The sequence below is a fragment of the Enterobacter sp. Ap-867 genome (assembly GCF_011752855.1).
In the GTDB taxonomy this organism is placed as follows: Bacteria; Pseudomonadota; Gammaproteobacteria; order Enterobacterales; family Enterobacteriaceae; genus Cedecea.
Map to the genome: position 1 here is coordinate 418,082 of NZ_VWWS01000002.1, position 24,650 is coordinate 442,731.

22 protein-coding genes are annotated in these 24,650 nt (G+C 53.9%); 18 read left to right on the plus strand and 4 right to left on the minus strand.

All coding sequences use genetic code 11. The annotated features are described in order from the left end of the window. The 3 genes from thrB (at position 1) to F3J26_RS09585 (ending at position 2,693) form a co-directional block, all read left to right on the plus strand. On the plus strand, positions 1 to 930 hold the full coding sequence (gene thrB, locus F3J26_RS09575) for a homoserine kinase (protein WP_008461668.1): 930 nt from the start codon (positions 1 to 3) through the stop codon (positions 928 to 930). Positions 931 to 933: 3 nt separating this feature from the next. After that, the gene (thrC, locus tag F3J26_RS09580) at positions 934 to 2,220 is read left to right on the plus strand and encodes a threonine synthase (protein ID WP_166993488.1); all 1,287 of its coding nucleotides are present in this window, start codon (positions 934 to 936) and stop codon (positions 2,218 to 2,220) included. A gap of 212 nt (positions 2,221 to 2,432) precedes the next feature. Continuing rightward, entirely contained in the window at positions 2,433 to 2,693 is a 261-nt protein-coding gene (locus tag F3J26_RS09585) for a DUF2502 domain-containing protein (RefSeq protein WP_008461673.1), read from the plus strand. 46 nt (positions 2,694 to 2,739) lie between these two features. Here F3J26_RS09585 and yaaA read toward each other — a convergent pair whose 3' ends face one another. Both yaaA and F3J26_RS09595 read right to left on the minus strand, forming a co-directional pair. Beyond that, positions 2,740 to 3,513, minus strand: a complete 774-nt coding sequence (gene yaaA, locus F3J26_RS09590; protein ID WP_166993489.1) for a peroxide stress protein YaaA — start codon at positions 3,511 to 3,513, stop codon at positions 2,740 to 2,742. Between the two features lie 72 nt (positions 3,514 to 3,585). After that, the gene (locus F3J26_RS09595) at positions 3,586 to 5,025 is read right to left on the minus strand and encodes an alanine/glycine:cation symporter family protein (RefSeq protein WP_166993491.1); all 1,440 of its coding nucleotides are present in this window, start codon (positions 5,023 to 5,025) and stop codon (positions 3,586 to 3,588) included. A gap of 217 nt (positions 5,026 to 5,242) precedes the next feature. On the opposite strand from F3J26_RS09595, the gene tal reads away from it, so the two are divergent. From tal to F3J26_RS09610, 3 genes are all read left to right on the plus strand, one after another. Further along, on the plus strand, positions 5,243 to 6,196 hold the full coding sequence (tal, locus tag F3J26_RS09600; protein WP_008461680.1) for a transaldolase: 954 nt from the start codon (positions 5,243 to 5,245) through the stop codon (positions 6,194 to 6,196). A 109-nt stretch (positions 6,197 to 6,305) separates the two neighbouring features. Continuing rightward, positions 6,306 to 6,893 (plus strand): molybdopterin adenylyltransferase, encoded by a 588-nt coding sequence (gene mog, locus F3J26_RS09605; protein WP_008461683.1) that lies wholly within the window; start codon positions 6,306 to 6,308, stop codon positions 6,891 to 6,893. A gap of 125 nt (positions 6,894 to 7,018) precedes the next feature. Further along, complete coding sequence (locus tag F3J26_RS09610; protein WP_166993493.1) at positions 7,019 to 8,329, plus strand: MFS transporter; 1,311 nt, start codon at positions 7,019 to 7,021, stop codon at positions 8,327 to 8,329. A 51-nt stretch (positions 8,330 to 8,380) separates the two neighbouring features. On the opposite strand, the gene satP is transcribed toward F3J26_RS09610, so the two are convergent. Then, positions 8,381 to 8,947, minus strand: coding sequence for an acetate uptake transporter (gene satP / locus F3J26_RS09615; protein WP_166993495.1), 567 nt, complete (start codon positions 8,945 to 8,947; stop codon positions 8,381 to 8,383). Between the two features lie 297 nt (positions 8,948 to 9,244). Here satP and dnaK point away from each other — a divergent pair, with 297 nt between their 5' ends. The 4 genes from dnaK (at position 9,245) to nhaR (ending at position 14,715) form a co-directional block, all read left to right on the plus strand. Next, positions 9,245 to 11,167, plus strand: coding sequence for a molecular chaperone DnaK (gene dnaK, locus F3J26_RS09620; protein ID WP_008461689.1), 1,923 nt, complete (start codon positions 9,245 to 9,247; stop codon positions 11,165 to 11,167). An 84-nt stretch (positions 11,168 to 11,251) separates the two neighbouring features. Next, on the plus strand, positions 11,252 to 12,385 hold the full coding sequence (gene dnaJ, locus F3J26_RS09625; protein ID WP_008461691.1) for a molecular chaperone DnaJ: 1,134 nt from the start codon (positions 11,252 to 11,254) through the stop codon (positions 12,383 to 12,385). 197 nt (positions 12,386 to 12,582) lie between these two features. After that, positions 12,583 to 13,755, plus strand: a complete 1,173-nt coding sequence (gene nhaA, locus F3J26_RS09630; protein WP_008461692.1) for a Na+/H+ antiporter NhaA — start codon at positions 12,583 to 12,585, stop codon at positions 13,753 to 13,755. Positions 13,756 to 13,821: 66 nt separating this feature from the next. Next, positions 13,822 to 14,715, plus strand: a complete 894-nt coding sequence (gene nhaR / locus F3J26_RS09635) for a transcriptional activator NhaR (RefSeq protein WP_008461693.1) — start codon at positions 13,822 to 13,824, stop codon at positions 14,713 to 14,715. Positions 14,716 to 14,779: 64 nt separating this feature from the next. Here the strand turns inward: nhaR and rpsT are convergent, their stop codons facing one another. After that, the gene (gene rpsT / locus F3J26_RS09640) at positions 14,780 to 15,043 is read right to left on the minus strand and encodes a 30S ribosomal protein S20 (RefSeq protein WP_008461694.1); all 264 of its coding nucleotides are present in this window, start codon (positions 15,041 to 15,043) and stop codon (positions 14,780 to 14,782) included. A gap of 326 nt (positions 15,044 to 15,369) precedes the next feature. Here rpsT and ribF point away from each other — a divergent pair, with 326 nt between their 5' ends. The 8 genes from ribF (at position 15,370) to carA (ending at position 24,636) form a co-directional block, all read left to right on the plus strand. Continuing rightward, the gene (gene ribF / locus F3J26_RS09650; RefSeq protein ID WP_008461695.1) at positions 15,370 to 16,302 is read left to right on the plus strand and encodes a bifunctional riboflavin kinase/FAD synthetase; all 933 of its coding nucleotides are present in this window, start codon (positions 15,370 to 15,372) and stop codon (positions 16,300 to 16,302) included. Between the two features lie 32 nt (positions 16,303 to 16,334). Beyond that, positions 16,335 to 19,151 (plus strand): isoleucine--tRNA ligase, encoded by a 2,817-nt coding sequence (ileS, locus tag F3J26_RS09655; RefSeq protein WP_166993497.1) that lies wholly within the window; start codon positions 16,335 to 16,337, stop codon positions 19,149 to 19,151. Then, a complete protein-coding gene (gene lspA / locus F3J26_RS09660) occupies positions 19,148 to 19,654 on the plus strand; it encodes a signal peptidase II (protein WP_039290186.1) in 507 nt (168 codons plus the stop codon). The genes ileS and lspA overlap by 4 nt, the downstream gene beginning before the upstream one ends. Positions 19,655 to 19,657: 3 nt before the next feature. After that, a complete protein-coding gene (fkpB, locus tag F3J26_RS09665; protein WP_039300323.1) occupies positions 19,658 to 20,128 on the plus strand; it encodes an FKBP-type peptidyl-prolyl cis-trans isomerase in 471 nt (156 codons plus the stop codon). Further along, a complete protein-coding gene (gene ispH, locus F3J26_RS09670) occupies positions 20,109 to 21,059 on the plus strand; it encodes a 4-hydroxy-3-methylbut-2-enyl diphosphate reductase (RefSeq protein ID WP_008461701.1) in 951 nt (316 codons plus the stop codon). The genes fkpB and ispH overlap by 20 nt, the downstream gene beginning before the upstream one ends. A gap of 71 nt (positions 21,060 to 21,130) precedes the next feature. Continuing rightward, on the plus strand, positions 21,131 to 22,048 hold the full coding sequence (gene rihC / locus F3J26_RS09675) for a ribonucleoside hydrolase RihC (RefSeq protein ID WP_166993499.1): 918 nt from the start codon (positions 21,131 to 21,133) through the stop codon (positions 22,046 to 22,048). 159 nt (positions 22,049 to 22,207) lie between these two features. Beyond that, entirely contained in the window at positions 22,208 to 23,029 is an 822-nt protein-coding gene (dapB, locus tag F3J26_RS09680) for a 4-hydroxy-tetrahydrodipicolinate reductase (protein WP_166993501.1), read from the plus strand. Positions 23,030 to 23,487: 458 nt separating this feature from the next. After that, positions 23,488 to 24,636 (plus strand): glutamine-hydrolyzing carbamoyl-phosphate synthase small subunit, encoded by a 1,149-nt coding sequence (gene carA / locus F3J26_RS09685; protein ID WP_166993503.1) that lies wholly within the window; start codon positions 23,488 to 23,490, stop codon positions 24,634 to 24,636. The last annotated feature ends 14 nt before the right edge of the window (positions 24,637 to 24,650 follow it).

Below are 24,650 nucleotides of genomic sequence, written 5' to 3' on the forward strand. Positions count from 1 at the left end.
ATGGTTAAAGTATATGCCCCGGCTTCCAGCGCCAATATGAGCGTCGGTTTTGATGTGCTGGGTGCGGCGGTGTCGCCGGTTGATGGCTCACATTTGGGTGATTACGTCACGGTTGAAGCGGCAGACAGCTTCAGCCTGACCAACCTTGGGCGGTTCGCCAGCAAGCTGCCGGATGAACCGCGCGAGAACATTGTTTATCAGTGCTGGGAGCGTTTCTGCCAGGAAATTGGCAAGACTATTCCCGTGGCGATGACGCTTGAGAAAAACATGCCCATCGGCTCCGGGCTGGGATCCAGCGCCTGTTCAGTGGTGGCTGGCCTGATGGCGATGAATGAATTTTGCGGTAAGCCTTTGAGCGACACACGCTTGCTGGCGCTGATGGGCGAGCTGGAAGGGCGTATTTCCGGCAGCATTCATTACGATAACGTCGCGCCTTGTTTCCTCGGCGGCATGCAGCTAATGATCGAAGAAAACGGCATCATCAGCCAGCAGGTGCCAGGCTTTGATGAGTGGCTTTGGGTGCTGGCGTACCCTGGGATTAAGGTTTCAACCGCCGAAGCACGTGCGATTTTACCCGCCCAGTATCGCCGTCAGGACTGCATCAGCCACGGTCGCCATCTGGCCGGTTTTATTCATGCCTGTCATACCCGCCAGCCTGCACTCGCGGCGAAGCTGATGAAGGATGTGATTGCTGAACCTTACCGCGCCAAACTGCTGCCGAAGTTTGATGAGTCCCGTAAAGCCGTGGCGGATATCGGCGCCCTGGCGAGCGGGATTTCGGGTTCTGGCCCGACCTTATTTGCACTGTGCGATAACACCGATACCGCGCAGCGCGTGGCTGACTGGCTCAGCCAACATTATTTGCAGAACCAGGAAGGTTTTGTACATATTTGCCGTCTGGATACGGCTGGCGCACGAGTTTTGGGATAAGACATGAAACTGTACAACCTTAAAGATCACAACGAGCAGGTCTCCTTTGCACAGGCGGTTACCCAGGGCCTGGGCAAACAGCAGGGGCTGTTTTTCCCGCATGACCTGCCTGAGTTTGAACTGACTGAAATCGACGCCATGCTGGAGATGGATTTTGTCAGCCGTAGCAGCAAAATTTTGTCCGCATTTATCGGGGATGAGATCCCGCAGGAGATTCTGGAAGAGCGCGTGCGTGCGGCCTTCGCGTTTCCTGCACCGGTGAATATGGTTGAGCCGGACGTGGGCTGCCTGGAACTGTTCCACGGCCCGACGCTGGCGTTTAAAGACTTTGGCGGGCGCTTTATGGCGCAGATGCTGACCCACATCAGCGGCGACAAGCCTGTAACCATTCTGACCGCAACATCCGGCGATACCGGTGCGGCGGTGGCCCATGCGTTCTACGGCCTTAAGAATGTGCGCGTCGTTATTCTTTATCCGCGTGGGAAAATCAGCCCGCTGCAGGAAAAACTGTTCTGTACCCTCGGTGGAAATATCGAAACCGTGGCGATTGACGGCGATTTTGATGCCTGCCAGGCGCTGGTGAAACAGGCATTTGATGATGAAGAATTGAAGGTGGCGCTGGGGTTAAACTCGGCAAACTCCATCAACATTAGCCGCCTGCTGGCGCAGATCTGCTATTACTTCGAAGCGGTAGCCCAGCTGCCGCAGGAAGCCCGTAATCAGCTTGTGGTCTCCGTGCCGAGCGGTAACTTTGGCGATCTGACGGCTGGCCTGTTGGCAAAATCCCTCGGCCTGCCGATTAAGCGCTTTATTGCGGCGACTAATGCCAACGACACCGTTCCGCGTTTCCTGGCTGAAGGCCAGTGGGCGCCTAAAGCGACCGTGGCCACGCTGTCCAACGCCATGGATGTTAGCCAGCCGAACAACTGGCCGCGTGTGGAAGAGCTTTTCCGTCGCAAAATTTGGCGTCTGACCGACCTTGGCTATGCTGCCGTGACCGACGCAACCACCAAAGACACGATGCGCGAGCTGAAGGCGATTGGCTACGTTTCTGAACCACACGCGGCGATTGCTTACCGTGCTCTGCGCGACCAGTTGAAGCCAGGTGAGTTTGGGCTGTTCCTGGGGACCGCGCATCCGGCGAAGTTTAAAGAGAGCGTAGAAGAGATTCTGGGCGAAGCGCTGCCGCTGCCGGAGGAGCTGGCCTCCCGCGCCGATCTGCCGCTGCTGTCCCACAACCTCCCAGCTGATTTTGCCGAACTGCGTAAGTTTATGATGGTTAAAGCGTAATTCTGAAGCCCCATTTTGCTTGTCAGACTGGGGCGTTTCTCCCTGTAAATCAGGGAGAAAATAAGCAGGCATTTAGCAGGAAAAAAGGAGAAATTCCCATAAAATGCGGATGCTTAGAGATTAGGATTGCGGAGAATAACGCGGGTGTGATTTCCGACATAAGCTCATCTTAACGGGCCCACTGGGCCGGCTTAAGAAGTAAGGAGCAAATTATGTTGAAATCCATTTTTCTGGCGTTGTCCCTGCTGGTGGTGACACCGCTGGCGGTACAGGCGGGAGAAATCACGCTGGTGCCTGCCGTGACGCTGCACTTCGGCGATCAGGATAACCACGGGCGCTACTGGGACGGCCATTACTGGCGAGACCACGACTGGTGGGTAAGACATTATGAGTGGCGTGAACATCGTTGGCAGCGCCACGCAAGGTTTGATGGCCCGCCACGGGAACATCATGATAATCGCTGGGACAGGTAACCGGCGCGAGTTCAAAGTAAAACGCCAGCTTAACGCTGGCGTTTTTTTATTGCTCGTGGCGCTTAAACACCAGTTCGTTTTTCTGGGACGCTTCTTCATCAAAGAAATAGCCGTCGGTATTAAACGCTTTGAGTTGTTCTGGCTTCGTCAGGCGATTCTCAATGATGTAGCGGCTCATCAGCCCGCGCGCTTTTTTCGCGTAGAAGCTGATGACTTTAAACTTGCCGTTCTTCTCATCGAGGAAGACGGGCTTGACGATCTCCGCGTTCAGCTTCTTCGGCTTCACCGCTTTAAAGTATTCATCAGACGCCAGATTGACGACGATATTGTCGCCCTGGGTGGCCAGCACCTGATTGAGCTTCTCGGTGATCGTATCGCCCCAGAAGTGATACAGATCTTTGCCTTTTGGGTTTTCCAGGTGAATGCCCATTTCCAGCCGGTAAGGCTGCATTAAATCCAGCGGGCGCAGCACGCCGTACAGCCCGGAAAGCATACGCAGATGCTGTTGGGCGAAATCAAAGTCGGCTTCACTAAACTCTTCGGCCTGCAGGCCGGTATACACATCGCCTTTAAAGGCGAGAATAGCCGGGCGCGCGTTTTGTGGCGTAAATGCCGGATGCCACTCGTGGAAACGGGTTTCGTTAAGAGAAGCCAGCTTATCGCTGATGCTCATCAGGGAGGCAATTTGCGGTGCGCTAAGCTTGCGGGCAACGCTGATTAACTGCTGTGAATATTCCAACAGTTCCGGCTGTGTATAGCGGTCCGTCGGCAGCTCGCTTTGGTAATCCAGCGTTTTGGCAGGTGAGATAAGAATTAGCATGTCCACTCCTTGCATAGTTAGGCCGTTACTTTAGCAAATTTCCTGCCTGTCGCGGCCTATGGCTGCAATCAGCTAAGGTTTTTTTTCCACGTCTCTGTCCCAAACGCCGGGGGCAAGCTGGGTCTTAATCTCCGGGAAACGGTTGGGGTTAAAAATAGGCGATATGCCCAGCTTTTGCTGGCGCAGATAATCTGCCGCTATCGTTTTCACCACCGGAGAAAGCAGCAGGATCGCCGTGATATTGGTTAACGCCATAATAGCCATCGCCACGTCTGCCAGCTGCCAGACCAGTGGCAGCGCAGCCTGCGTACCGAACATCACCATAGTGAGCACCATAAAGCGCAGTAAAAATTTCAGCGCGCGGCTGTCCTGGTTCAGGAACAGCAAATTGTTCTCTGCGTAGGTGTAATTCGCCATGATAGACGTGAAGGCGAACAGGAAAACGATAACCACGATAAAACCGCTGCCCCAACTGCCTACGGCTGAGCTGAGCGCTTGCTGAACCAGAATAATGCCGCTGCGTGACGTTTCTGTGCCATCCATCATGCCGGACATCAGCACAATGGCGGCAGTCGCGGTGCAGATGATCACAGTATCAATTAATACCCCAAACATTTGCACCACTCCCTGGGTGGCCGGGTGTGGGGGCCATGCGGCCGCCGCTGCGGCTGCGTTAGGCGTGGAGCCCATGCCAGCTTCGTTAGAAAACATCCCGCGCTGGAAGCCATTGGTGATGGCCTGGCTGACGGTATAACCTAGCGCGCCCGAAACGGCTTCGTGCCAGCCGAAGGCGTGGCTGAAAATCAGCCGGATGACTTCGGGGAAACGTTCAATGTGCAGCCCCACAACATACAGGCTCATGCATACCCAGAGTAATGCCATTAGCGGCACCAGCCACTGGGAGAGGCGAGCAATGGTCCGCATTCCTCGCCAGATGACCAGCGCGGTAACCGTAACCAGGAATAGGCCTACCCAGATTTTTGGCACGTCAAACGCGTAGTGAGTGGCAATCGCGATGGAGTTGGCCTGTACGGCGTTGAACACCATGCCGAAGGCAACGATCAAAAAGACGGAAAACAGCACCCCCATCCAGCGCATGCCAAGCCCACGCTCCATATACCAGGCCGGGCCGCCGCGGTAGTTTCCTTCTTTGTCGCGGGTTTTATAGAGTTGGGCGAGGGAGCACTCTGCGAAGGCAGTGGCCATGCTGAGCACGGCGGCAACCCACATCCAGAACACCGAACCGGGGCCACCTGCTGAGATGGCCAGCGCAATGCCCGCAAGGTTACCGCTGCCGACGCGCGCGGCAAGGCTGGTGCAAAGTGCCTGGAATGAGGATATTCCGGAAGGATCCGGCGAGCCGCTGTTGCGCAGGAAAAGGCGCAGCCGGGTAAAGTAACGGAACTGGACGAAGCCGCTGCGGAAGGTGAACCAGATGCCCGCGCCAATAAGCAGCCAAAGTAGGACCGAGCCCCAAAGTACCTCATTGATAAAAAATAAAAAATCTGTCATTAACGTCCCTCTTGTTAATGCGTGATGGCGGCGAGGTTGACGGGCCCGGGCCATGCAATCCATTACGTTACAGATAAAATGGCGGTCGAGTTTAGCATATTCTCGTCCACTGGACGGACAGCACTTGTCGCGGTTGCACCTGATGGGCGGCGTGATATCATCAAGCCAGACCGGTTACATCTCCCTAACAAGCTACACCTGAAGAGAAATACTCATTATGACGGATAAATTGACTTCTTTGCGTCAACTGACCACCGTGGTTGCTGACACCGGAGATATCGCGGCGATGAAGCTGTACCAGCCGCAAGATGCTACTACCAACCCTTCTCTGATCCTTAACGCTGCGCAGATCCCTGAGTACCGTAAACTGATCGACGAAGCGATTACCTGGGCTCGTAGCCAGAGCAACGATCGCGCTCAGCAGGTGGTTGACGCTTCCGACAAGCTGGCGGTAAACATCGGCCTGGAAATTCTGAAGCTGATCCCTGGCCGTATCTCGACCGAAGTGGATGCTCGCCTTTCCTATGACACCGAAGCCAGCATCGCGAAAGCCAAACACCTGATCAAGCTCTACAACGACGCGGGCATCAGCAACGATCGCATCCTGATTAAACTGGCTTCTACCTGGCAGGGCATCCGCGCTGCAGAGCAGCTGGAAAAAGAAGGCATCAACTGTAACCTGACCCTGCTGTTCTCCTTCGCTCAGGCTCGTGCCTGTGCTGAAGCTGGCGTGTTCCTGATTTCTCCGTTCGTTGGCCGTATCCTTGACTGGTACAAAGCTAACACCGACAAGAAAGAGTACGCTCCGCAGGAAGATCCAGGCGTGGTTTCCGTGACCGAAATCTACCAGTACTACAAGCAGCACGGTTACGAAACCGTGGTGATGGGTGCAAGCTTCCGTAATGTCGGTGAAATCGTCGAGCTGGCTGGCTGTGACCGCCTGACCATCGCACCTGCCCTGCTGAAAGAGCTGGCAGAAAGCGAAGGCGCAATCGAGCGTAAGCTGAGCTACACCGGGGAAGTGAAAGCGCGTCCTGAGCGTATCACCGAGTCCCAGTTCCTGTGGCAGCACAACCAGGATCCAATGGCCGTAGACAAACTGGCGGACGGTATCCGTAAGTTTGCTATCGACCAGGAAAAACTGGAAAAAATGATCGGCGACCTGCTGTAATCATTCTCGTGGCCGGCTTCCGTCGGCCACGCTTTTCACCGCTTTCCCTGTCTGCAACGCCTTTCCCCGTGTATCATTCCTCTCAGACTTGCTGATTTCCGGGATTGATATGAATACCTTACGCATTGGACTCGTGTCCATTTCAGACCGCGCTTCTAGCGGCGTTTATCAGGATAAAGGCATCCCTGCGCTGCAAGAGTGGCTTGAGCAGACGTTGACGACGCCATTTAAAATAGAAACCCGTCTGATCCCTGACGAGCAATCCCTCATTGAACAAGCACTTTGCGAGCTGGTGGATGAGATGGCCTGCCATTTGGTGCTGACCACCGGCGGAACCGGGCCGGCGCGTCGTGACGTAACGCCGGACGCTACGCTCGCCGTCGCCGATCGTTTAATGCCCGGCTTTGGCGAACAGATGCGTCAGATCAGCCTGCATTTTGTCCCGACAGCGATCCTCTCGCGTCAGGTGGGCGTCATTCGCAAACAGGCCTTGATCCTCAACCTTCCGGGGCAGCCAAAATCTATTCAGGAAACGCTGGAAGGCGTGAAAGATGAAACCGGCAAGGTTGTGGTGCCGGGAATTTTTGCGAGTGTACCGTATTGTATACAGCTGCTGGATGGGCCTTATGTTGAAACGCATGACCATGTGGTAGCAGCTTTCCGCCCTAAAAGCGCTCGGCGCGAGACAAAACCCTGAATAATTAGCTTTTGTGACATAAGATCGAATTGGTATGGAGTGTGAACATTTTATCGTTATAGTAACTCTGGCTTTACAGCTAAACGGAAAAAATAATTAACACTCCTCTTTACAAGCGGTCCCCTATGTCAAAACAGCACGCCAGACCTCTTAACCGGCAGGATTACAAAACCCTGACGCTTGCAGCCCTCGGTGGCGCCCTCGAATTCTACGACTTCATTATCTTCGTCTTCTTTGCGGCGGTGCTGGGAGAGCTCTTCTTCCCAGCCGATATCCCGGAGTGGCTGCGCCAGGTGCAGACATTCGCTATTTTCGCGGCCGGTTATCTTGTGCGTCCGCTGGGCGGGGTTGTGATGGCGCACTTTGGCGATCTGGTCGGCCGCAAAAAGATGTTTACCCTCAGTATTCTGCTGATGGCGGTACCGACACTGGCCATAGGTTTGTTGCCAACGTACGCTTCATTAGGCATTGCGGCTCCGCTGTTGCTGCTGCTGATGCGTATTTTGCAGGGGGCGGCCATCGGCGGCGAAGTGCCGGGCGCCTGGGTGTTTGTCTCTGAGCATGTGCCGGATAAGCGGATTGGTATTGCCTGCGGCATTTTGACGATGGGGCTGACCGTCGGGATTCTGTTGGGCTCCGTGGTGGCAACCATTATTAATACTTCCATGACCCAGCAGGCGATTCATGACGGCGGCTGGCGCATTCCTTTCTTCCTTGGCGGGATTTTTGGTCTGGTGGCGATGTACCTTCGCCGCTGGCTGCGTGAAACGCCGATCTTCCTCGAAATGCAGCAGCGTAAAGCGCTGGCCGAGGAGATGCCGCTTAAGTCAGTCGTGGTTGGGCATAAAAAAGCGGTGGTGGTTTCTATGCTGCTGACCTGGCTGCTCTCCGCCTGCATCGTGGTGGTGATATTGATGTCGCCGATCTGGCTGCAAAAACAGCATGGGATCGCGCCTGCCTTAACGTTGCAGGCAAACAGTATTGCCACGATTATGCTGTGCGTGGGCTGCCTGCTGGCAGGGCTGTCAGCTGACCGCTATGGCTCAGGGAAAACCTTTACCGTCGGCAGCATCTTGCTTGCCATCTGTAGCTGGATGTTTTATCACCTGAGTGGGACGCATCCAGAACATCTCTTCTTGCTGTATGGCCTGGTCGGGCTGAGCGTGGGCGTGGTTGGCGCGGTACCATTTGTTATGGTGCGAGCCTTCCCGGCGCAGGTGCGATTCACCGGAATTTCGTTTTCTTACAATCTGTCCTATGCCATTTTTGGCGGCCTGACGCCGATTGCGGTCACCATGTTAATGGGCGTTTCGCCGATGGCTCCGGCCTGGTACGTGCTGGCGCTTGCCGTTGTGGGTTTGGTGATGGGGATTTGGCTAAGAAAGGATATTCATCATCAGGACAAGATAGAAGAAAGGGCGCTTACGCCTTCCTGAATAAAAAAACGCGGAGCAGGGCTCCGCGTTTTGTTTTCCGCTAAAGGAAGATTAGTGCTTTTCGCCGATCGGCAGCACGGTGCGGCCAAACTGCTCGTTCAGCACTTCACCCATCGCCAGGTAGATAGCGCTGGCGCCACACACCAGGCCAATCCAGCCCGCGATTTTCACCATACCTTCGTTATCTGCCAGGTGGCCAATCGCCAGCAGGGCAAACAGCACGGTCAGGCTGGCAAACACGAACTGCAGCATACGTGGGGACTTCAGGGTGCCGAAGAACATGAACAGGGTGAAGACACCCCACAGACCCAGGTACGCGCCAAGGAAGTGGCCGTTGGCCGCATCGCTGAGGCCCATTTTAGGCATCAGCAGAATCGCCACCAGCGTCAGCCAGAAAGAGCCGTAGGAGGTGAAGGCGGTTAAACCGAAAGTGTTCCCTTTTTTAAACTCCAGCAGGCCCGCGAAGATTTGCGCGATACCGCCGTAGAAAATCCCCATCGCGAGGATAGTAACGTCAAAACCAAAAATACCTGCGTTATGCAGGTTGAGCAAAATGGTGGTCATGCCGAAGCCCATTAAGCCCAGGGGAGCTGGATTAGCCAACTTAGTGTTGCCCATAGTTCCTCTGAAAAATTCATCTGAAATGTAGTGTTAATTAAGGCCCCGCAGCCGGGAGTCCGGTTGCGGGCGCGGCATAATAATCAGGCAGCACGTCGGCGTCTATGATCTGAGCGGGGGGAAAGCAGAAAATTTTTTTTCACCTGCCCCTTGATGGCAAGCGTTGCGACCCCATCTTGTATGCAACCGCAGTTGGCGGACCTGAAAAAAAACGCTTCGGGCAGTTGAAACAGACGCTTTTGCCCGCATAACAGGTTCACAACCACATGATGACGAATTTTTAGTGGAGACGTTTAGATGGGTAAAATTATTGGTATCGACCTGGGGACTACTAACTCTTGTGTCGCGATTATGGATGGTACAACTGCTCGTGTGCTGGAGAACGCCGAGGGCGACCGCACCACGCCTTCTATCATTGCTTACACGCAGGACGGCGAAATCCTGGTAGGTCAGCCGGCTAAACGTCAGGCAGTGACTAACCCGCAAAACACTCTGTTTGCGATTAAACGCCTGATTGGCCGTCGCTTCCAGGACGAAGAAGTGCAGCGTGATGAAGCCATCATGCCTTACAAAATCATCGGCGCTGACAACGGCGACGCATGGATTGACGTAAAAGGTCAGAAAATGGCACCGCCGCAGATCTCTGCTGAAGTGCTGAAGAAAATGAAGAAAACCGCTGAAGATTACCTGGGTGAGCCGGTAACCGAAGCTGTTATCACCGTACCTGCATACTTTAACGATGCTCAGCGTCAGGCAACCAAAGACGCTGGCCGTATCGCAGGTCTGGAAGTGAAACGTATCATCAACGAACCAACCGCTGCCGCTCTGGCTTACGGCCTGGATAAAGAAGTCGGCAACCGTACTATCGCGGTTTACGACCTCGGTGGTGGTACTTTCGATATCTCTATTATCGAAATCGACGAAGTTGACGGCGAGAAAACCTTCGAGGTTCTGGCAACCAACGGTGATACCCATCTGGGTGGTGAAGACTTCGACAGCCGTATGATCAACTACCTCGTTGACGAGTTTAAGAAAGATCAGGGCATTGACCTGCGTAACGATCCGCTGGCAATGCAGCGCCTGAAAGAAGCGGCAGAAAAAGCCAAAATCGAGCTTTCTTCTGCACAGCAGACCGACGTGAACCTGCCGTACATCACTGCAGACGCGACCGGTCCAAAGCATATGAACATCAAAGTGACTCGTGCGAAACTGGAATCCCTGGTCGAAGACCTGGTCAATCGTTCTATCGAGCCGCTGAAAGTTGCCCTGCAGGATGCTGGCCTGTCCGTTTCCGATATCCAGGACGTTATCCTGGTCGGCGGTCAGACTCGTATGCCAATGGTGCAGAAAAAAGTTGCTGAGTTCTTCGGTAAAGAGCCGCGTAAAGACGTTAACCCGGACGAAGCTGTTGCTATCGGTGCAGCGGTTCAGGGCGGCGTGCTGACCGGTGATGTAAAAGACGTGCTGTTGCTGGACGTTACCCCACTGTCTCTGGGTATCGAAACTATGGGTGGCGTGATGACTGCGCTCATCAGCAAAAACACCACCATCCCAACCAAGCACAGCCAGGTGTTCTCTACTGCGGAAGACAACCAGTCTGCGGTAACCATCCACGTGATTCAGGGTGAGCGTAAACGCGCATCCGATAACAAATCACTGGGTCAGTTCAACCTGGATGGTATCAGCCCGGCACCGCGCGGTATGCCACAGATCGAAGTCACCTTCGACATCGATGCTGACGGTATTCTGCACGTCTCCGCGAAAGACAAAAACAGCGGTAAAGAGCAGAAGATCACCATCAAAGCATCTTCTGGCCTGAACGAAGACGAAATCCAGAAAATGGTTCGTGATGCAGAAGCTAACGCCGAAGCTGACCGTAAGTTCGAAGAGCTGGTTCAGACCCGTAACCAGGGTGACCATCTGCTGCACAGCACCCGTAAGCAGGTTGAAGAAGCAGGCGACAAACTGCCGGCTGACGACAAAACCGCTATCGAGTCTGCGCTGACCGCGCTGGAAGCGTCCCTGAAGGGCGAAGACAAAGCGGACATTGAAGCTAAAATCCAGGCTCTGGCTGAAGTATCCCAGAAGCTGATGGAACTGGCTCAGCAGCAGCACGCTGAGCAGCAGGCTGGCAATGCCGCAGATGCAGGCCACGCCAACGCCGGCAAAGACGACGATGTTGTTGATGCCGAGTTCGAAGAAGTTAAAGATAAAAAATAATCGCCCTGATGCAGGGTAATTAACCGGCACGGGCGCGGAGTTTACTCCACGCCCGTGCTCGTATGTTAAGGGCAGAAAAAAGAGATGGCGAAGAGAGACTATTACGAGGTTTTAGGCGTTCCGAAGTCAGCGGAAGAGCGTGAAATCAAAAAGGCTTACAAGCGCCTGGCGATGAAGTTCCATCCGGACCGTAACCAGGGCGATAAAGAGGCCGAGGCGAAGTTCAAAGAGATCAAAGAAGCCTACGAAATCCTGACCGATGACCAAAAACGTGCGGCCTACGATCAGTACGGTCACGCTGCGTTTGAACAAGGTGGTATGGGCGGCGGCGGCGGCTTTGGTGGCGGCGGTGCCGACTTCAGCGATATCTTTGGCGACGTATTCGGCGACATTTTTGGTGGCGGACGCCGCCAGCGTGCGTCCCGCGGTGCAGACCTGCGCTACAACATGGACTTAACGCTTGAGGAAGCGGTTCGTGGCGTCACCAAAGAGATCCGTATCCCGACGCTCGAAGAGTGCGAAGTTTGCCACGGCAGCGGCGCGAAGAAAGGATCTTCCCCGCAGACCTGTCCAACCTGTCACGGCCAGGGCCAGGTGCAGATGCGCCAGGGCTTCTTTACCGTACAGCAAAGCTGCCCGCACTGTCAGGGCCGCGGCACTATCATTAAAGATCCGTGCAACAGCTGCCACGGTCACGGCCGCGTAGAGAAAACCAAAACGCTGTCGGTGAAAATCCCGGCAGGCGTGGATACCGGAGACCGTATTCGTCTGTCTGGCGAAGGCGAAGCGGGCGAACACGGCGCGCCATCAGGCGATCTGTACGTTCAGGTTCAGGTGAAACAGCACCCAATCTTCGAACGCGAAGGCAATAACCTCTACTGCGAAGTGCCGATCAACTTTGCGATGGCTGCGCTGGGTGGAGAAATTGAAGTTCCAACCCTGGACGGTCGAGTTAACCTGAAGGTTCCGGGTGAGACGCAAACCGGCAAGCTGTTCAGAATGCGCGGTAAAGGCGTGAAGTCCGTACGCGGCGGTGCGCAGGGCGATCTGCTGTGCCGTGTCGTTGTAGAGACGCCAGTTAGTCTGAACGAAAAACAGAAAAAGCTGCTGCGTGATTTAGAAGAGAGCTTCGGCGGCCCTACCGGGGCGAATAACAGCCCGCGTTCGAAGAGCTTCTTCGACGGGGTGAAGAAATTCTTTGATGATTTAACTCGGTAATTTCTTCCTGTTGGTATGCTTCAAAAAACCTGAACTGCTTCATTCGGTTCAGGTTTTTTTATGCTTTTTGATATGGGTCGGTTTTTCCGATCTTTTTTTGCCATATAAGCTGTTTTTAACGATGTGTCATTGTCGCTATTCTGGCTACCCTATTAGTGTTCAGGATGAATACGCTACTTAGAGAGTTGGGTGAAATAATGACTAAAAATCTGCAACGTTTCTTTCAGAATGATGCCGCTGGCGGTATTTTTTTGATTGTTGCTGCGGCACTGGCAATGCTACTGGCAAATATGGGATCGACCAGCGCTGGCTATGAGGCTTTTCTTGCCACACCTGTTGAAGTGAGAATTGGGCCGCTGGATATCAGTAAAAATCTGCTGCTGTGGGTGAATGATGCCTTGATGGCGATTTTCTTCCTGATGATTGGCCTTGAGGTAAAGAGGGAAATGGTTATCGGGTCACTGGCCGATCGCCGTCAGGCTTCATTCCCGGTCATTGCCGCCCTGGGTGGGATGGTGGTACCGGCTCTGCTTTATCTGGTTTTTAACTATGCTGATCCTGTAACCCGTGAAGGCTGGGCGATACCTGCGGCAACCGACATTGCCTTTGCTTTAGGGATCCTTGCGCTTCTAGGCAACCGTGTCCCGCTGGCGCTGAAGGTTTTCCTGATGGCGCTGGCAATTATTGATGATCTTGGCGCAATTGTGATTATCGCGCTGTTTTATACCAGCGATCTTTCGGTGATGTCGCTAGGTGTCGCTGCCGTGGCCATTGTGGCACTGGCATTGCTGAACCTGTTTAACGTGCGTCGTACCGGAGTCTACATTCTGGTGGGCGTAATATTGTGGACTGCGGTACTGAAATCAGGCGTGCATGCCACGCTTGCAGGCGTGATTATTGGCTTCTTCATTCCACTGAAAGAAGAAAAGGGACGCTCGCCAGCTCAGGACCTGGAGCATGTGCTGCATCCGTGGGTCGCCTTCCTGATCCTGCCGCTGTTTGCTTTTGCTAATGCAGGGGTTTCCCTCAGCGGAGTGACCATGCAGGGGCTAACGTCGCTTCTGCCGCTGGGTATTATGGCCGGGTTGTTCATCGGTAAGCCGCTGGGTATCAGCCTGTTTTGCTGGCTGGCGCTGAAGTTTAAGCTTGCCTCACTGCCAGAGGGAACAAGCTTCAGGGATATTATGGCGGTAGGCGTGCTGTGTGGCATAGGGTTTACGATGTCCATCTTCATCGCTTCACTGGCCTTTGGCGACGTTGACGCGGAGCTGATTACCTGGGCAAAACTGGGCATTTTGCTGGGGTCGTTACTCTCTGCTGTCGTCGGCTTCATGATGCTAAAAGTACGATTGCCTAAGGCGACTTCATGACGTTACTGGCTGCCGGGTCATCGCCAGATGACCCGATAATGGATTAATTCTCAGGGAGTGAAGGGTATGTCCCATATCAATTACAATCATCTTTATTATTTCTGGCACGTTTGCAAAGAAGGGTCGGTTGTCGGTGCGGCTGAGGCATTGTTCCTGACCCCACAAACGATCACCGGGCAAATCAAAGCGCTTGAAGAGCGCCTGCAGGGCAAACTATTCCGCCGTCAGGGCAGGGGACTTGTCCCTTCGGAGCTGGGGCAACTGGTGTTCCGCTACGCCGACAGAATGTTTACCCTGAGCCAGGAAATGCTGGATATCGTTAACTACCGTAAAGAAGCTAACATTTTATTTGATGTTGGCGTGGCGGATGCGTTATCCAAGCGTCTGGTTAGCGGCGTGCTGGATGCGGCCGTGGTCGAGGATGAGCAGATCCACCTGCGCTGTTTTGAATCAACCCATGAAATGCTGCTGGAGCAGCTTAGCCAGCATAAGCTGGATATGATCATCTCGGACTGCCCGATTGATTCTACTCAGCAGGAAGGGCTGTTCTCGGTGAAGCTCGGTGAATGCGGTATCAGTTTCTGGTGCCAGGGACCGAAGCCTGAACTGCCTTTCCCCGCCTGTCTGGAAACCAGACGTCTGCTTATTCCCGGGCGTCGCTCAATGCTGGGCCGCAAACTGCTTAACTGGATTAACATCCAGGGACTGAAGATTGAGATTCTGGGCGAGTTTGATGATGCCGCGCTGATGAAGGCGTTTGGCGCCGCACATAACGCTATCTTTGTGGCACCGACGCTGTATGCGCAGGATATCTATAGCGATGACGATATCGTCGAGATAGGTAGAATGGATAACGTGCTGGAGGAGTACCATGCCATTTTTGCCGAACGCATGATTCAGCATCCTGCGGTGCAGCGCATCTGCAGCAAGGATTACTCCGCGCTGTTTAAAGTTGACTGAATGACAGGCATAAAAAAACCGGCGTTAGCCGGTTTTTTTATCAAAGCTCACAGCAAAAAGGCGATTAAGCCAGTTTGTTGATTTGCGCAGTCAGGTTTGCTTTATGACGCGCAGCTTTGTTTTTGTGGATCAGACCTTTAGCAGCCTGACGGTCCACGATTGGTTGCATTTCGTTAAATGCTTTCTGTGCAGCAGCTTTATCGCCAGTTTCAATCGCTGCGTATACTTTCTTGATGAAAGTACGCATCATAGAGCGACGGCTTGCGTTGTGCTTACGAGCCTTTTCAGACTGTACGGCACGTTTCTTAGCTGATTTGATATTAGCCAAGGTCCAACTCCCAAATATGATCTATGTGGACAATTCAAAGGCCGAGGAATATGCCCCGTTAGCCTTCTTTTGTCAATGGATTTGTGCAAATAAGCGTCGTTAAATTTCCGACACCTCTTACGTGTGATGGCGCGGATTCTACCAGCATCAGGCTTCGGAATACAGTCTTTCGCATCAAAATTCGTCAAGACAAATGCGAAGTCTGCGCAAAGCCCTTCCCAGTGCAATGAATTCATTCAAGCTTTACGTTAAAGGCGCTAATCGCCGGTTAACCTTAATCGCGGTAGTTGGTATAATCCGCCAATTTCCACTGTTTTGAGCCAGCCATGAAGCTGATACGCGGTATACATAATCTGCGCCGGGAGCACCACGGGTGTGTACTCACCATTGGTAATTTCGACGGCGTGCATCGTGGCCACCAGGCGCTATTAAAGGGTCTGTGCGAAGAGGGGCGTGCGCGCAACCTTCCGGTAATGGTCATGATTTTTGAGCCTCAGCCGCTCGAATTGTTTGCACCGGAAAAAGCCCCTGCCCGGTTGACTCGCCTGCGAGAAAAGCTGCGCTACCTGGCCGAGTGTGGCGTGGACTACGTGCTGTGCGTGCGCTTTGATCGCCGCTTCGCCGCGCTGAGCGCACAAAACTTTGTGAGCGACCTTCTGGTTGACCGGCTCGGGGTGCAATTCCTCGCGGTGGGGGATGATTTCCGCTTTGGCGCTGGTCGCCAGGGGGATTTCTTGTTATTACAGAAGGCTGGCCGCGAATACGGGTTTGATATCACCAGCACCCAAACGTTTTGTGACGATGGGGTGCGTATCAGCAGTACCGCGGTGCGCCAGGCGCTGGCCGATGATGACCTGCAGCAGGCAGAAAACCTGTTAGGGCATCCATTTATGATCTCCGGCCGCGTTGTGCATGGGGATGAACTGGGCCGTACTATTGGCTTCCCGACGGCAAACCTGCCGCTGCGTCGCCACGTTTCCCCGGTAAAAGGGGTTTATGCGGTGGAAGTCTCAGGCCTTGGTGAAAAGCCGATTGCCGGCGTGGCAAACATCGGTACTCGCCCTACGGTGGCGGGAATACGCCAGCAGCTTGAAGTCCATTTACTGGACGTTGTAATGGACCTTTATGGTCGCCATATAGAAGTAGTGCTGCGTAAAAAGATACGTAATGAGCAGCGATTTGCTTCACTCGATGAGCTGAAGGCGCAAATCGCCAGAGATGTGGTGTCAGCCCGAGAATTTTTTGAGTCAAATGCCTGAAAGGCTAACCGAAATACGGAACCGAGAATCTAATGAGTGACTTTAAATCTACCCTAAATTTGCCTGAAACAGGGTTCCCGATGCGCGGCGACTTAGCCAAGCGCGAACCGGGTATGCTGGCGCGTTGGAATGATGACGATCTGTACGGCATCATCCGTAATGCGAAAAAAGGCAAAAAAACCTTTATTTTGCATGATGGCCCTCCTTATGCGAACGGTAGCATTCACATTGGTCACTCAGTTAACAAGATTCTGAAAGATATTATTATCAAATCTAAAGGGCTTTCCGGCTTCGACTCGCCGTACGTGCCGGGCTGGGACTGTCACGGTCTGCCAATCGAGCTTAAGGTTGAGCAGGAATTTGGCAAGCCGGGCGAGAAATTCACCGCAGCAGAATTCCGTGCAAAATGCCGCGAATACGCCGCTAATCAGGTTAACGGTCAGCGCGAAGACTTCATCCGTCTGGGCGTGCTGGGCGACTGGTCGCGTCCTTATCTGACCATGGACTTCAATACTGAAGCCAACATCATTCGTGCGCTGGGCAAAATCATCGGCAATGGCCACCTGCACAAAGGTGCTAAGCCGGTTCACTGGTGCGTGGACTGCCGTTCTGCGCTGGCGGAGGCCGAAGTTGAGTATTACGACAAAACATCCCCGTCCATTGACGTAACGTTCAATGCCGTTGATGCCGATGCGGTGAAAGCTAAGTTTGGTGCTTCTGCCGTTAATGGCCCGGTCTCTCTGCTTATCTGGACCACAACGCCGTGGACGCTGCCAGCTAACCGCGCTATCTCTCTGGGCGCCGAGTTCGATTACGTGCTGGTGCAGATTGAAGGCCAGGCGCTGATCGTGGCGAAAGACCTGCTGGAAAGCGTGCTGAAGCGTGCTGGCGTAACTGATTACCAGGTTCTCGGTACCGTGAAAGGCGCTGAGCTTGAGCTGCTGCGCTTTAAGCACCCGTTCATGGGCTTTGACGTCCCGGCTATTCTGGGCGAGCACGTTACCCTGGACGCGGGTACCGGTGCGGTTCACACCGCCGGTGGTCACGGCCCGGACGACTACACCATCAGCCAGAAATACGGCCTGGAAATCGCGAACCCGGTTGGCCCGGACGGGAGCTATCTGCCAGGGACCTATGAAGGTCTGGACGGTGTTCAGGTGTTCAAAGCGAACGACCTGATCGTTAACATCCTGCGTGACAAAGGCGCTCTGCTGCACGTTGAAAAACTGCTGCACAGCTACCCACACTGCTGGCGCCACAAAACGCCGATCATCTTCCGTGCAACGCCACAGTGGTTTATCAGCATGGATCAGAAAGGCCTGCGCGCGCAGTCCCTGAAAGAGATCAAAGGCGTGCAGTGGATCCCTGACTGGGGCCAGGCGCGTATCGAATCCATGGTGGCAAATCGCCCTGACTGGTGTATCTCGCGTCAGCGTACCTGGGGCGTGCCGATGTCACTGTTCGTGCACAAAGATACCGAAGAACTGCACCCACGTTCGCTCGAGCTGATGGAAGAAGTCGCTAAGCGCGTTGAGCAAGATGGCATCCAGGCGTGGTGGGATCTCGATCCGCGCGACATCATGGGGGATGACGCAGACAACTACGTTAAAGTGCCGGATACCCTGGACGTTTGGTTCGATTCAGGATCTACTCACTCTTCCGTTGTTGACGTGCGTCCAGAATTCCACGGCCACGCGGCGGATATGTACCTGGAAGGCTCGGATCAGCATCGCGGCTGGTTCATGTCCTCCCTGATGATTTCCACGGCGATGAAAGGCAAAGCGCCTTACCGTCAGGTACTGACCCACGGCTTTACCGTGGATGGTCAGGGCCGCAAGATGTCCAAATCTATCGGCAACACCGTTAGCCCACAGGACGTGATGAACAAACTCGGCGCGGACATTCTGCGTCTGTGGGTGGCATCTACCGATTACACTGGCGAAATGGCCGTTTCCGACGAGATCCTGAAACGCTCCGCTGACGCTTACCGCCGTATCCGTAACACCGCCCGCTTCCTGCTGGCCAACCTGAACGGCTTCAATCCGGAAACCGATATGGTGAAACCGGAAGAAATGGTGGTGCTGGATCGCTGGGCCGTTGGCTGTGCGCAAGAAGCTCAGGCGGATATCATCGCCTCTTACGAAAACTACGATTTCCACGAAGTTGTGCAGCGCCTGATGCGCTTCTGCTCCGTGGAGATGGGCTCGTTCTACCTCGACATCATCAAAGACCGCCAGTACACCGCGAAAGCGGACAGCGTGGCGCGTCGCAGCTGCCAGACCGCGCTGTATCACATTGCTGAAGCGCTGGTCCGCTGGATGGCGCCGATCATGTCCTTCACCGCCGATGAAATCTGGGGCTACCTGCCAGGTTCTCGCGAGAAGTATGTGTTCACCGGTGAATGGTACGAAGGTCTGTTTGGCCTGGCGGAAAGCGAAGCGATGAACGGTGAGTTCTGGGACACGCTGCTGACCGTTCGTGGTGAAGTGAACAAGGTTATCGAGCAGGCTCGTGCTGATAAGCGCATCGGTGGTTCTCTGGAAGCGGCAGTGACGCTGTACGCTGACGCAGAGCTGGCGGCCAGGCTGAACAGCCTGAGCGACGAATTACGATTTGTCCTGTTGACCTCCGGGGCTGCGGTTGCCGATTATGCGCAGGCGAGTGAAGACGCTCAGCAGAGCGAAATCCTCAAAGGGCTGAAAGTAGCTCTGCGTAAAGCCGACGGTGAGAAGTGCCCGCGCTGCTGGCATTACACCACCGATATCGGTCAGGTAGCGGAACACGCAGAAATCTGCGGCCGCTGTGTCAGCAACGTAGCCGGTGACGGCGAACAACGTAAGTTTGCTTGATGAAACCCATTTTCTCTACCGGATTGCGCTGGCTGTGGCTGGTGGTGGTAGTGCTGATTGTGGACCTGGGCAGTAAATATCTGATCCTCCAGCATTTCATGCTGGGGGATACGGTATCCCTGTTCCCGTCCCTGAATTTGCACTATGCGCGTAACTATGGCGCGGCGTTTAGCTTCCTGGCCGACAAAGGCGGCTGGCAGCGCTGGTTCTTCGCGGGTATCGCTATCGGTATCTGTGTGGCATTGGTGTGGATGATGTATCGCGCTAAAGCCAGCCAGAAACTGAATAACATCGCCTATGCGTTAATCATTGGCGGTGCGCTCGGGAATCTGTTCGATCGCCTGTGGCACGGTTTTGTCGTCGACATGATCGATTTCTACGTTGGTGACTGGCATTTTGCCACCTTCAATCTGGCCGATACCGCAATTTGTATCGGTGCGGCGCTGATTGTGCTGGAGGGATTCTTTGTTTCCTCCGACAAGCCCGCGAAGCAAAAAGGGTAATCCATGGCTGAGTCCGTACAAACCAACAGCGCGGTGCTGGTGCACTTTACGCTTAAGCTTGAGGATGGCTCCACCGCGGAGTCAACTCGCGCTAACGGCAAGCCTGCGCTATTTCGCCTTGGGGATGAAACATTGTCGCCGGGCCTGGAAGACCAACTGGTTGGCCTGAAAGCTGGCGACAAAAAAGCGTTCTCGCTGGCGCCAGAAGCAGCTTTTGGCATTCCAAGCCCGGATATGATCCAGTACTTCTCGCGCCGTGAGTTTGTCGAAGCGGGCGAACCGGAGCCGGGCGCTATCATGCTCTTTACCGCAATGGATGGCAGCGAAATGCCGGGCGTGGTGCGTGAAGTTAACGGTGATTCTATCACCGTAGACTTTAACCATCCGCTGGCCGGGCAGACTATCCATTTTGATATTGAAGTGCTGGAAGTTGATCCGGTCCTGGAGGCGTTGAATGCAGATCCTGTTGGCTAATCCCAGAGGCTTTTGCGCTGGGGTCGACCGCGCTATCAGCATTGTGGAAAATGCGCTGCAGATTTACGGCGCGCCTATCTACGTTCGTCATGAAGTGGTGCATAACCGCTATGTGGTGGACAGCCTGCGCGAGCGCGGAGCGATTTTTATCGAGCAAATTAGCGAAGTGCCGGACGGCGCTATCCTGATTTTCTCCGCGCACGGTGTTTCTCAGGCGGTGCGTAACGAAGCGAAGAGCCGTGAGCTGACAGTTTTCGATGCCACCTGTCCGTTAGTGACTAAAGTGCATATGGAAGTGGCTCGTGCCAGCCGCCGTGGTGAAGAGTCTATTCTGATTGGCCATGCTGGCCACCCGGAAGTGGAAGGTACCATGGGCCAGTACAGCAACCCGAAAGGGGGCATGTACCTGGTGGAGTCACCGGACGATGTCTGGACGCTTGAAGTCAAAGACGAAAGCAATCTGTCGTTTATGACCCAAACTACGCTTTCCGTCGACGATACCTCGGATGTGATTGACGCCCTGCGTCAGCGTTTCCCGAAAATTATCGGCCCGCGTAAAGACGACATTTGTTATGCCACGACCAACCGTCAGGAAGCGGTTCGGGCGCTGGCCACGGAAGCTGATGTTGTGCTGGTGGTAGGCTCCAAAAACTCCTCGAACTCCAACCGTCTTGCCGAACTGGCGCAGCGGATGGGGAAAGCCGCCTGGCTTATTGATGATGCTTCTGATATTCAGGAGTCCTGGCTAAAAGACGTGAATTGCGTCGGTGTTACCGCCGGGGCCTCTGCGCCTGATGTATTGGTGCAAAACGTCATTGCTCGCCTGCGCGAACTTGGCGGGAGCGAAGCTAAGGAGCTGACAGGGCGCGAAGAGAATATCGTCTTTGAAGTGCCGCGTGAACTGCGCGTGGACATCCGTGAAGTGGATTAACGTCGCAGGTTTCCGTTTATGAGAAGATGCCAGCTGGTGTATGCCCGCTGGCATTTTTTATGGAGAACAGCATGACCAGAACCCCGATTATTCTTGATACTGACCCCGGTATCGACGATGCGGTTGCCCTTGCCGCGGCTTTATTTGCACCCCAGCTAGATTTGAAACTCATCACCACCGTGGCTGGAAATGTCTCGGTGGACAAAACCACGCGTAATGCCCTTCAACTGCTGGAGTTTTGGCAGAAAGAGACGCCCGTGGCGAAAGGGGCTTCTGTCCCGCTGCTGCGCCCGCTGCGGGATGCAGCTTACGTGCACGGCGAGTCGGGGATGGAAGGGTATGTCTTCACCGAAACATCTCGTCGTGAACTGCCAATTCCCGCATTCCAGGCCATGTACGATTGTCTGAAAAGCAGCGATGAGCCGGTGACTCTGGTTACCATTGGTCCACTGACTAACGTTGCCATGCTGCTGACGCAGTACCCTGAATGTAAGACGCGTATTAAACGCGTGGTCATGATGGGGGGCTCTGCGGGGCGGGGCAACTTTACGCCGACGGCTGAATTTAATATGGCCATTGATCCCGAGGCGGCAGCACGCGTCTTTGACAGCGGGCTGGATATCGTCATGTGTGGGCTGGATGTGACAAATCGTGCAATGCTTGCGCCTGAATTTCTGGCTCAGCTGCCAGCCTTAAATCGCACCGGGAAGATGCTGCATGCGCTATTCAGTCATTACCGCAGCGGCAGCATGGATACCGGGCTGCGAATGCATGATTTGACCGCCATTGCGTGGCTGGTGAAGCCCGAGCTGTTCCACACATTCCCCTGCTTTGTCGCGGTAGAAACGCACGGTACTTATACCAGCGGAACGACAGTGGTGGATCTCGAACATCGTCTCGAACGTCCGGCCAATGCACAGGTTGCGCTGGATATTGATATCCCAGGTTTTCAGGCGTGGGTTGCTGAAGTTCTGGCGTTGGCACCGTGAATAATTATCCCATTAAAAGCAGGGGAATTATCTGCGTTATTGATAACTGCCGGGCCATGACAGTAAATTCTAATTATGGGTGTTTTCGGCTGGCGGCCTGCTAGAGGGCTGGTTAACCTGATAACGTTTTTACGAATTATTTAACCAAAGAGTAATGATATGCATGATGCACAGATTCGCGTAGCCATCGCGGGCGCGGGCGGCCGTATGGGGCGCCAGTTAATTCAGGCGGCTTTACAACTGGATGGCGTTCAGCTCGGGGCGGCGCTTGAGCGTCCGGGTTCTTCCCTGGTCGGTAGCGATGCGGGTGAGCTGGCCGGCGTGGCAAAAACAGGGGTACTGGTAAGCGATAACCTGGATGCTGTCGCTAACGATTTCGACGTTTTTATTGATTTTACTCGCCCTGAGGGAACGCTGGCTCACCTGGCATTTTGCCTCAAGCATGGCAAAGGCATGGTCATCGGCACGACGGGTTTTGATGAGGCCGGCAAGCAGGCCATTAACGATGCGGCGCGTGAGATCCCGATTGTTTTCGCGGCAAACTTTAGCGTGGGCGTGAATGTCATGCTGAAGCTGCTGGAGAAAGCGGCAAAAGTCATGGGCGATTACACCGATATCGAAATCATCGAAGCGCACCACCGCTACAAGGTGGATGCCCCGTCAGGCACCGCGTTGGCGATGGGTGAAGCGATTGCTCAGGCGATGGACAAAGATCTTAAAGATTGTGCAGTTTATACCCGCGAAGGCCATACCGGTGAACGTGTGCCTGGCACTATCGGTTTTGCCACCGTGCGTGCGGGCGATATCGTCGGGGAGCATACCGCGATGTTTGCAGATATTGGCGAGCGGGTTGAGATTACCCACAAGGCTTCCAGCCGTATGACGTTTGCTAATGGGGCAGTTCGTTCAGCTTCATGGCTTAAAGGTAAAAAGAACGGTATTTTTGATATGCGAGATGTGCTAGATCTCAATAATCTTTAGTTAAACGCATCCTTATAAATGTGGTTTTATGTTTTCAATTGATTGATTTTAGGGTGATTAATTTCACCCTTTTGTTTTTTTAAATGTTTGATATTAATTTATCTATGTAATCCATTAAATTGGTTCCTATCCTCTGTTTTTGTGTTGTTGTAATGTTAATTTTGACCACTTGGTCCACTTTTTCACTGCTCTCTCTCCACTTTCCCAGTATTCATGGTCAGCAACCGATTACTTTCCCCAGGTTAGTTGGCTATTTTGACCTTCAAATCAGATATTTTTACTCTGAGCGGCAAAAGAGACATAAAAACTTCGCCTTGAGGTAGACTTTTACCCGGCTTGTCTCTAGAATGCCGCCGTTTGCCAAAAATCCGTAGGGCAGACGCTTTTTGCATTTGATTCAGGCGTTAGTTTTGAATTAATATGCGAATAAATTGAATGTTTATTCCCTGGAGGACGTTTTGATTAAGTCAGCGCTGTTGGTTCTGGAAGACGGAACCCAATTCCACGGTCGGGCCATTGGGGCATCGGGTACGGCAGTGGGTGAAGTCGTTTTCAATACCTCATTGACCGGTTATCAAGAAATCCTCACTGATCCTTCCTACTCCCGCCAGATCGTCACTCTTACTTATCCTCATATCGGTAATGTCGGCACCAATGAAGCCGACGAAGAATCCTCCCAGGTTCATGCGCAAGGCCTCGTCATTCGTGACCTGCCGCTGATTGCCAGCAACTTCAGAAGTCAGGAAGACCTTTCTTCTTACCTTAAGCGCCATAACATCGTGGCGATTGCCGATATTGATACCCGTAAGCTGACCCGCCTGCTGCGTGAAAAAGGTGCCCAGAACGGCTGCATCATCGCGGGCGATAACGTAGACGCGGCCCTGGCGCTGGAAAAAGCGAAAGCATTCCCTGGCCTGAACGGCATGGATCTCGCTAAAGAAGTCACCACGAAAGAAGCTTACACCTGGCAGCAGGGGAGCTGGACGCTGGAAGGCGACCTGCCAGAAGCGGCAAAAACCGAAGAGTTACCTTTCCACGTAGTGGCTTATGACTACGGCGCGAAACGCAACATTCTGCGTATGTTGGTGGACAGAGGCTGCCGCCTGACGGTGGTGCCTGCTCAAACACCAGCGGAAGAGGTGCTGAAGATGAACCCGGATGGCATCTTCCTTTCTAACGGCCCTGGCGACCCGGCACCTTGCGACTACGCCATCAGCGCAATCAAATCCTTCCTGGAGACAGACATTCCTGTCTTTGGCATCTGCCTTGGTCACCAGCTGTTGGCGCTGGCCAGCGGTGCCAACACCGTAAAAATGAAGTTTGGTCACCACGGCGGCAACCACCCGGTAAAAGACCTGGATAAAGACTGCGTGATGATCACCGCGCAGAACCACGGTTTCGCGGTTGATGAGGCCACGCTGCCTGCTAACCTGCGCGTAACCCACAAATCACTGTTCGATGGCACCCTGCAGGGGATTCATCGTACCGATAAAGCCGCGTTCAGCTTCCAGGGGCACCCTGAGGCGAGCCCGGGGCCGCACGACGCTGCACCGCTGTTTGACCACTTTATCGATTTGATTAAGCAATACCGTTCTACCGCTAAATAATCAGGAGCCGAGAA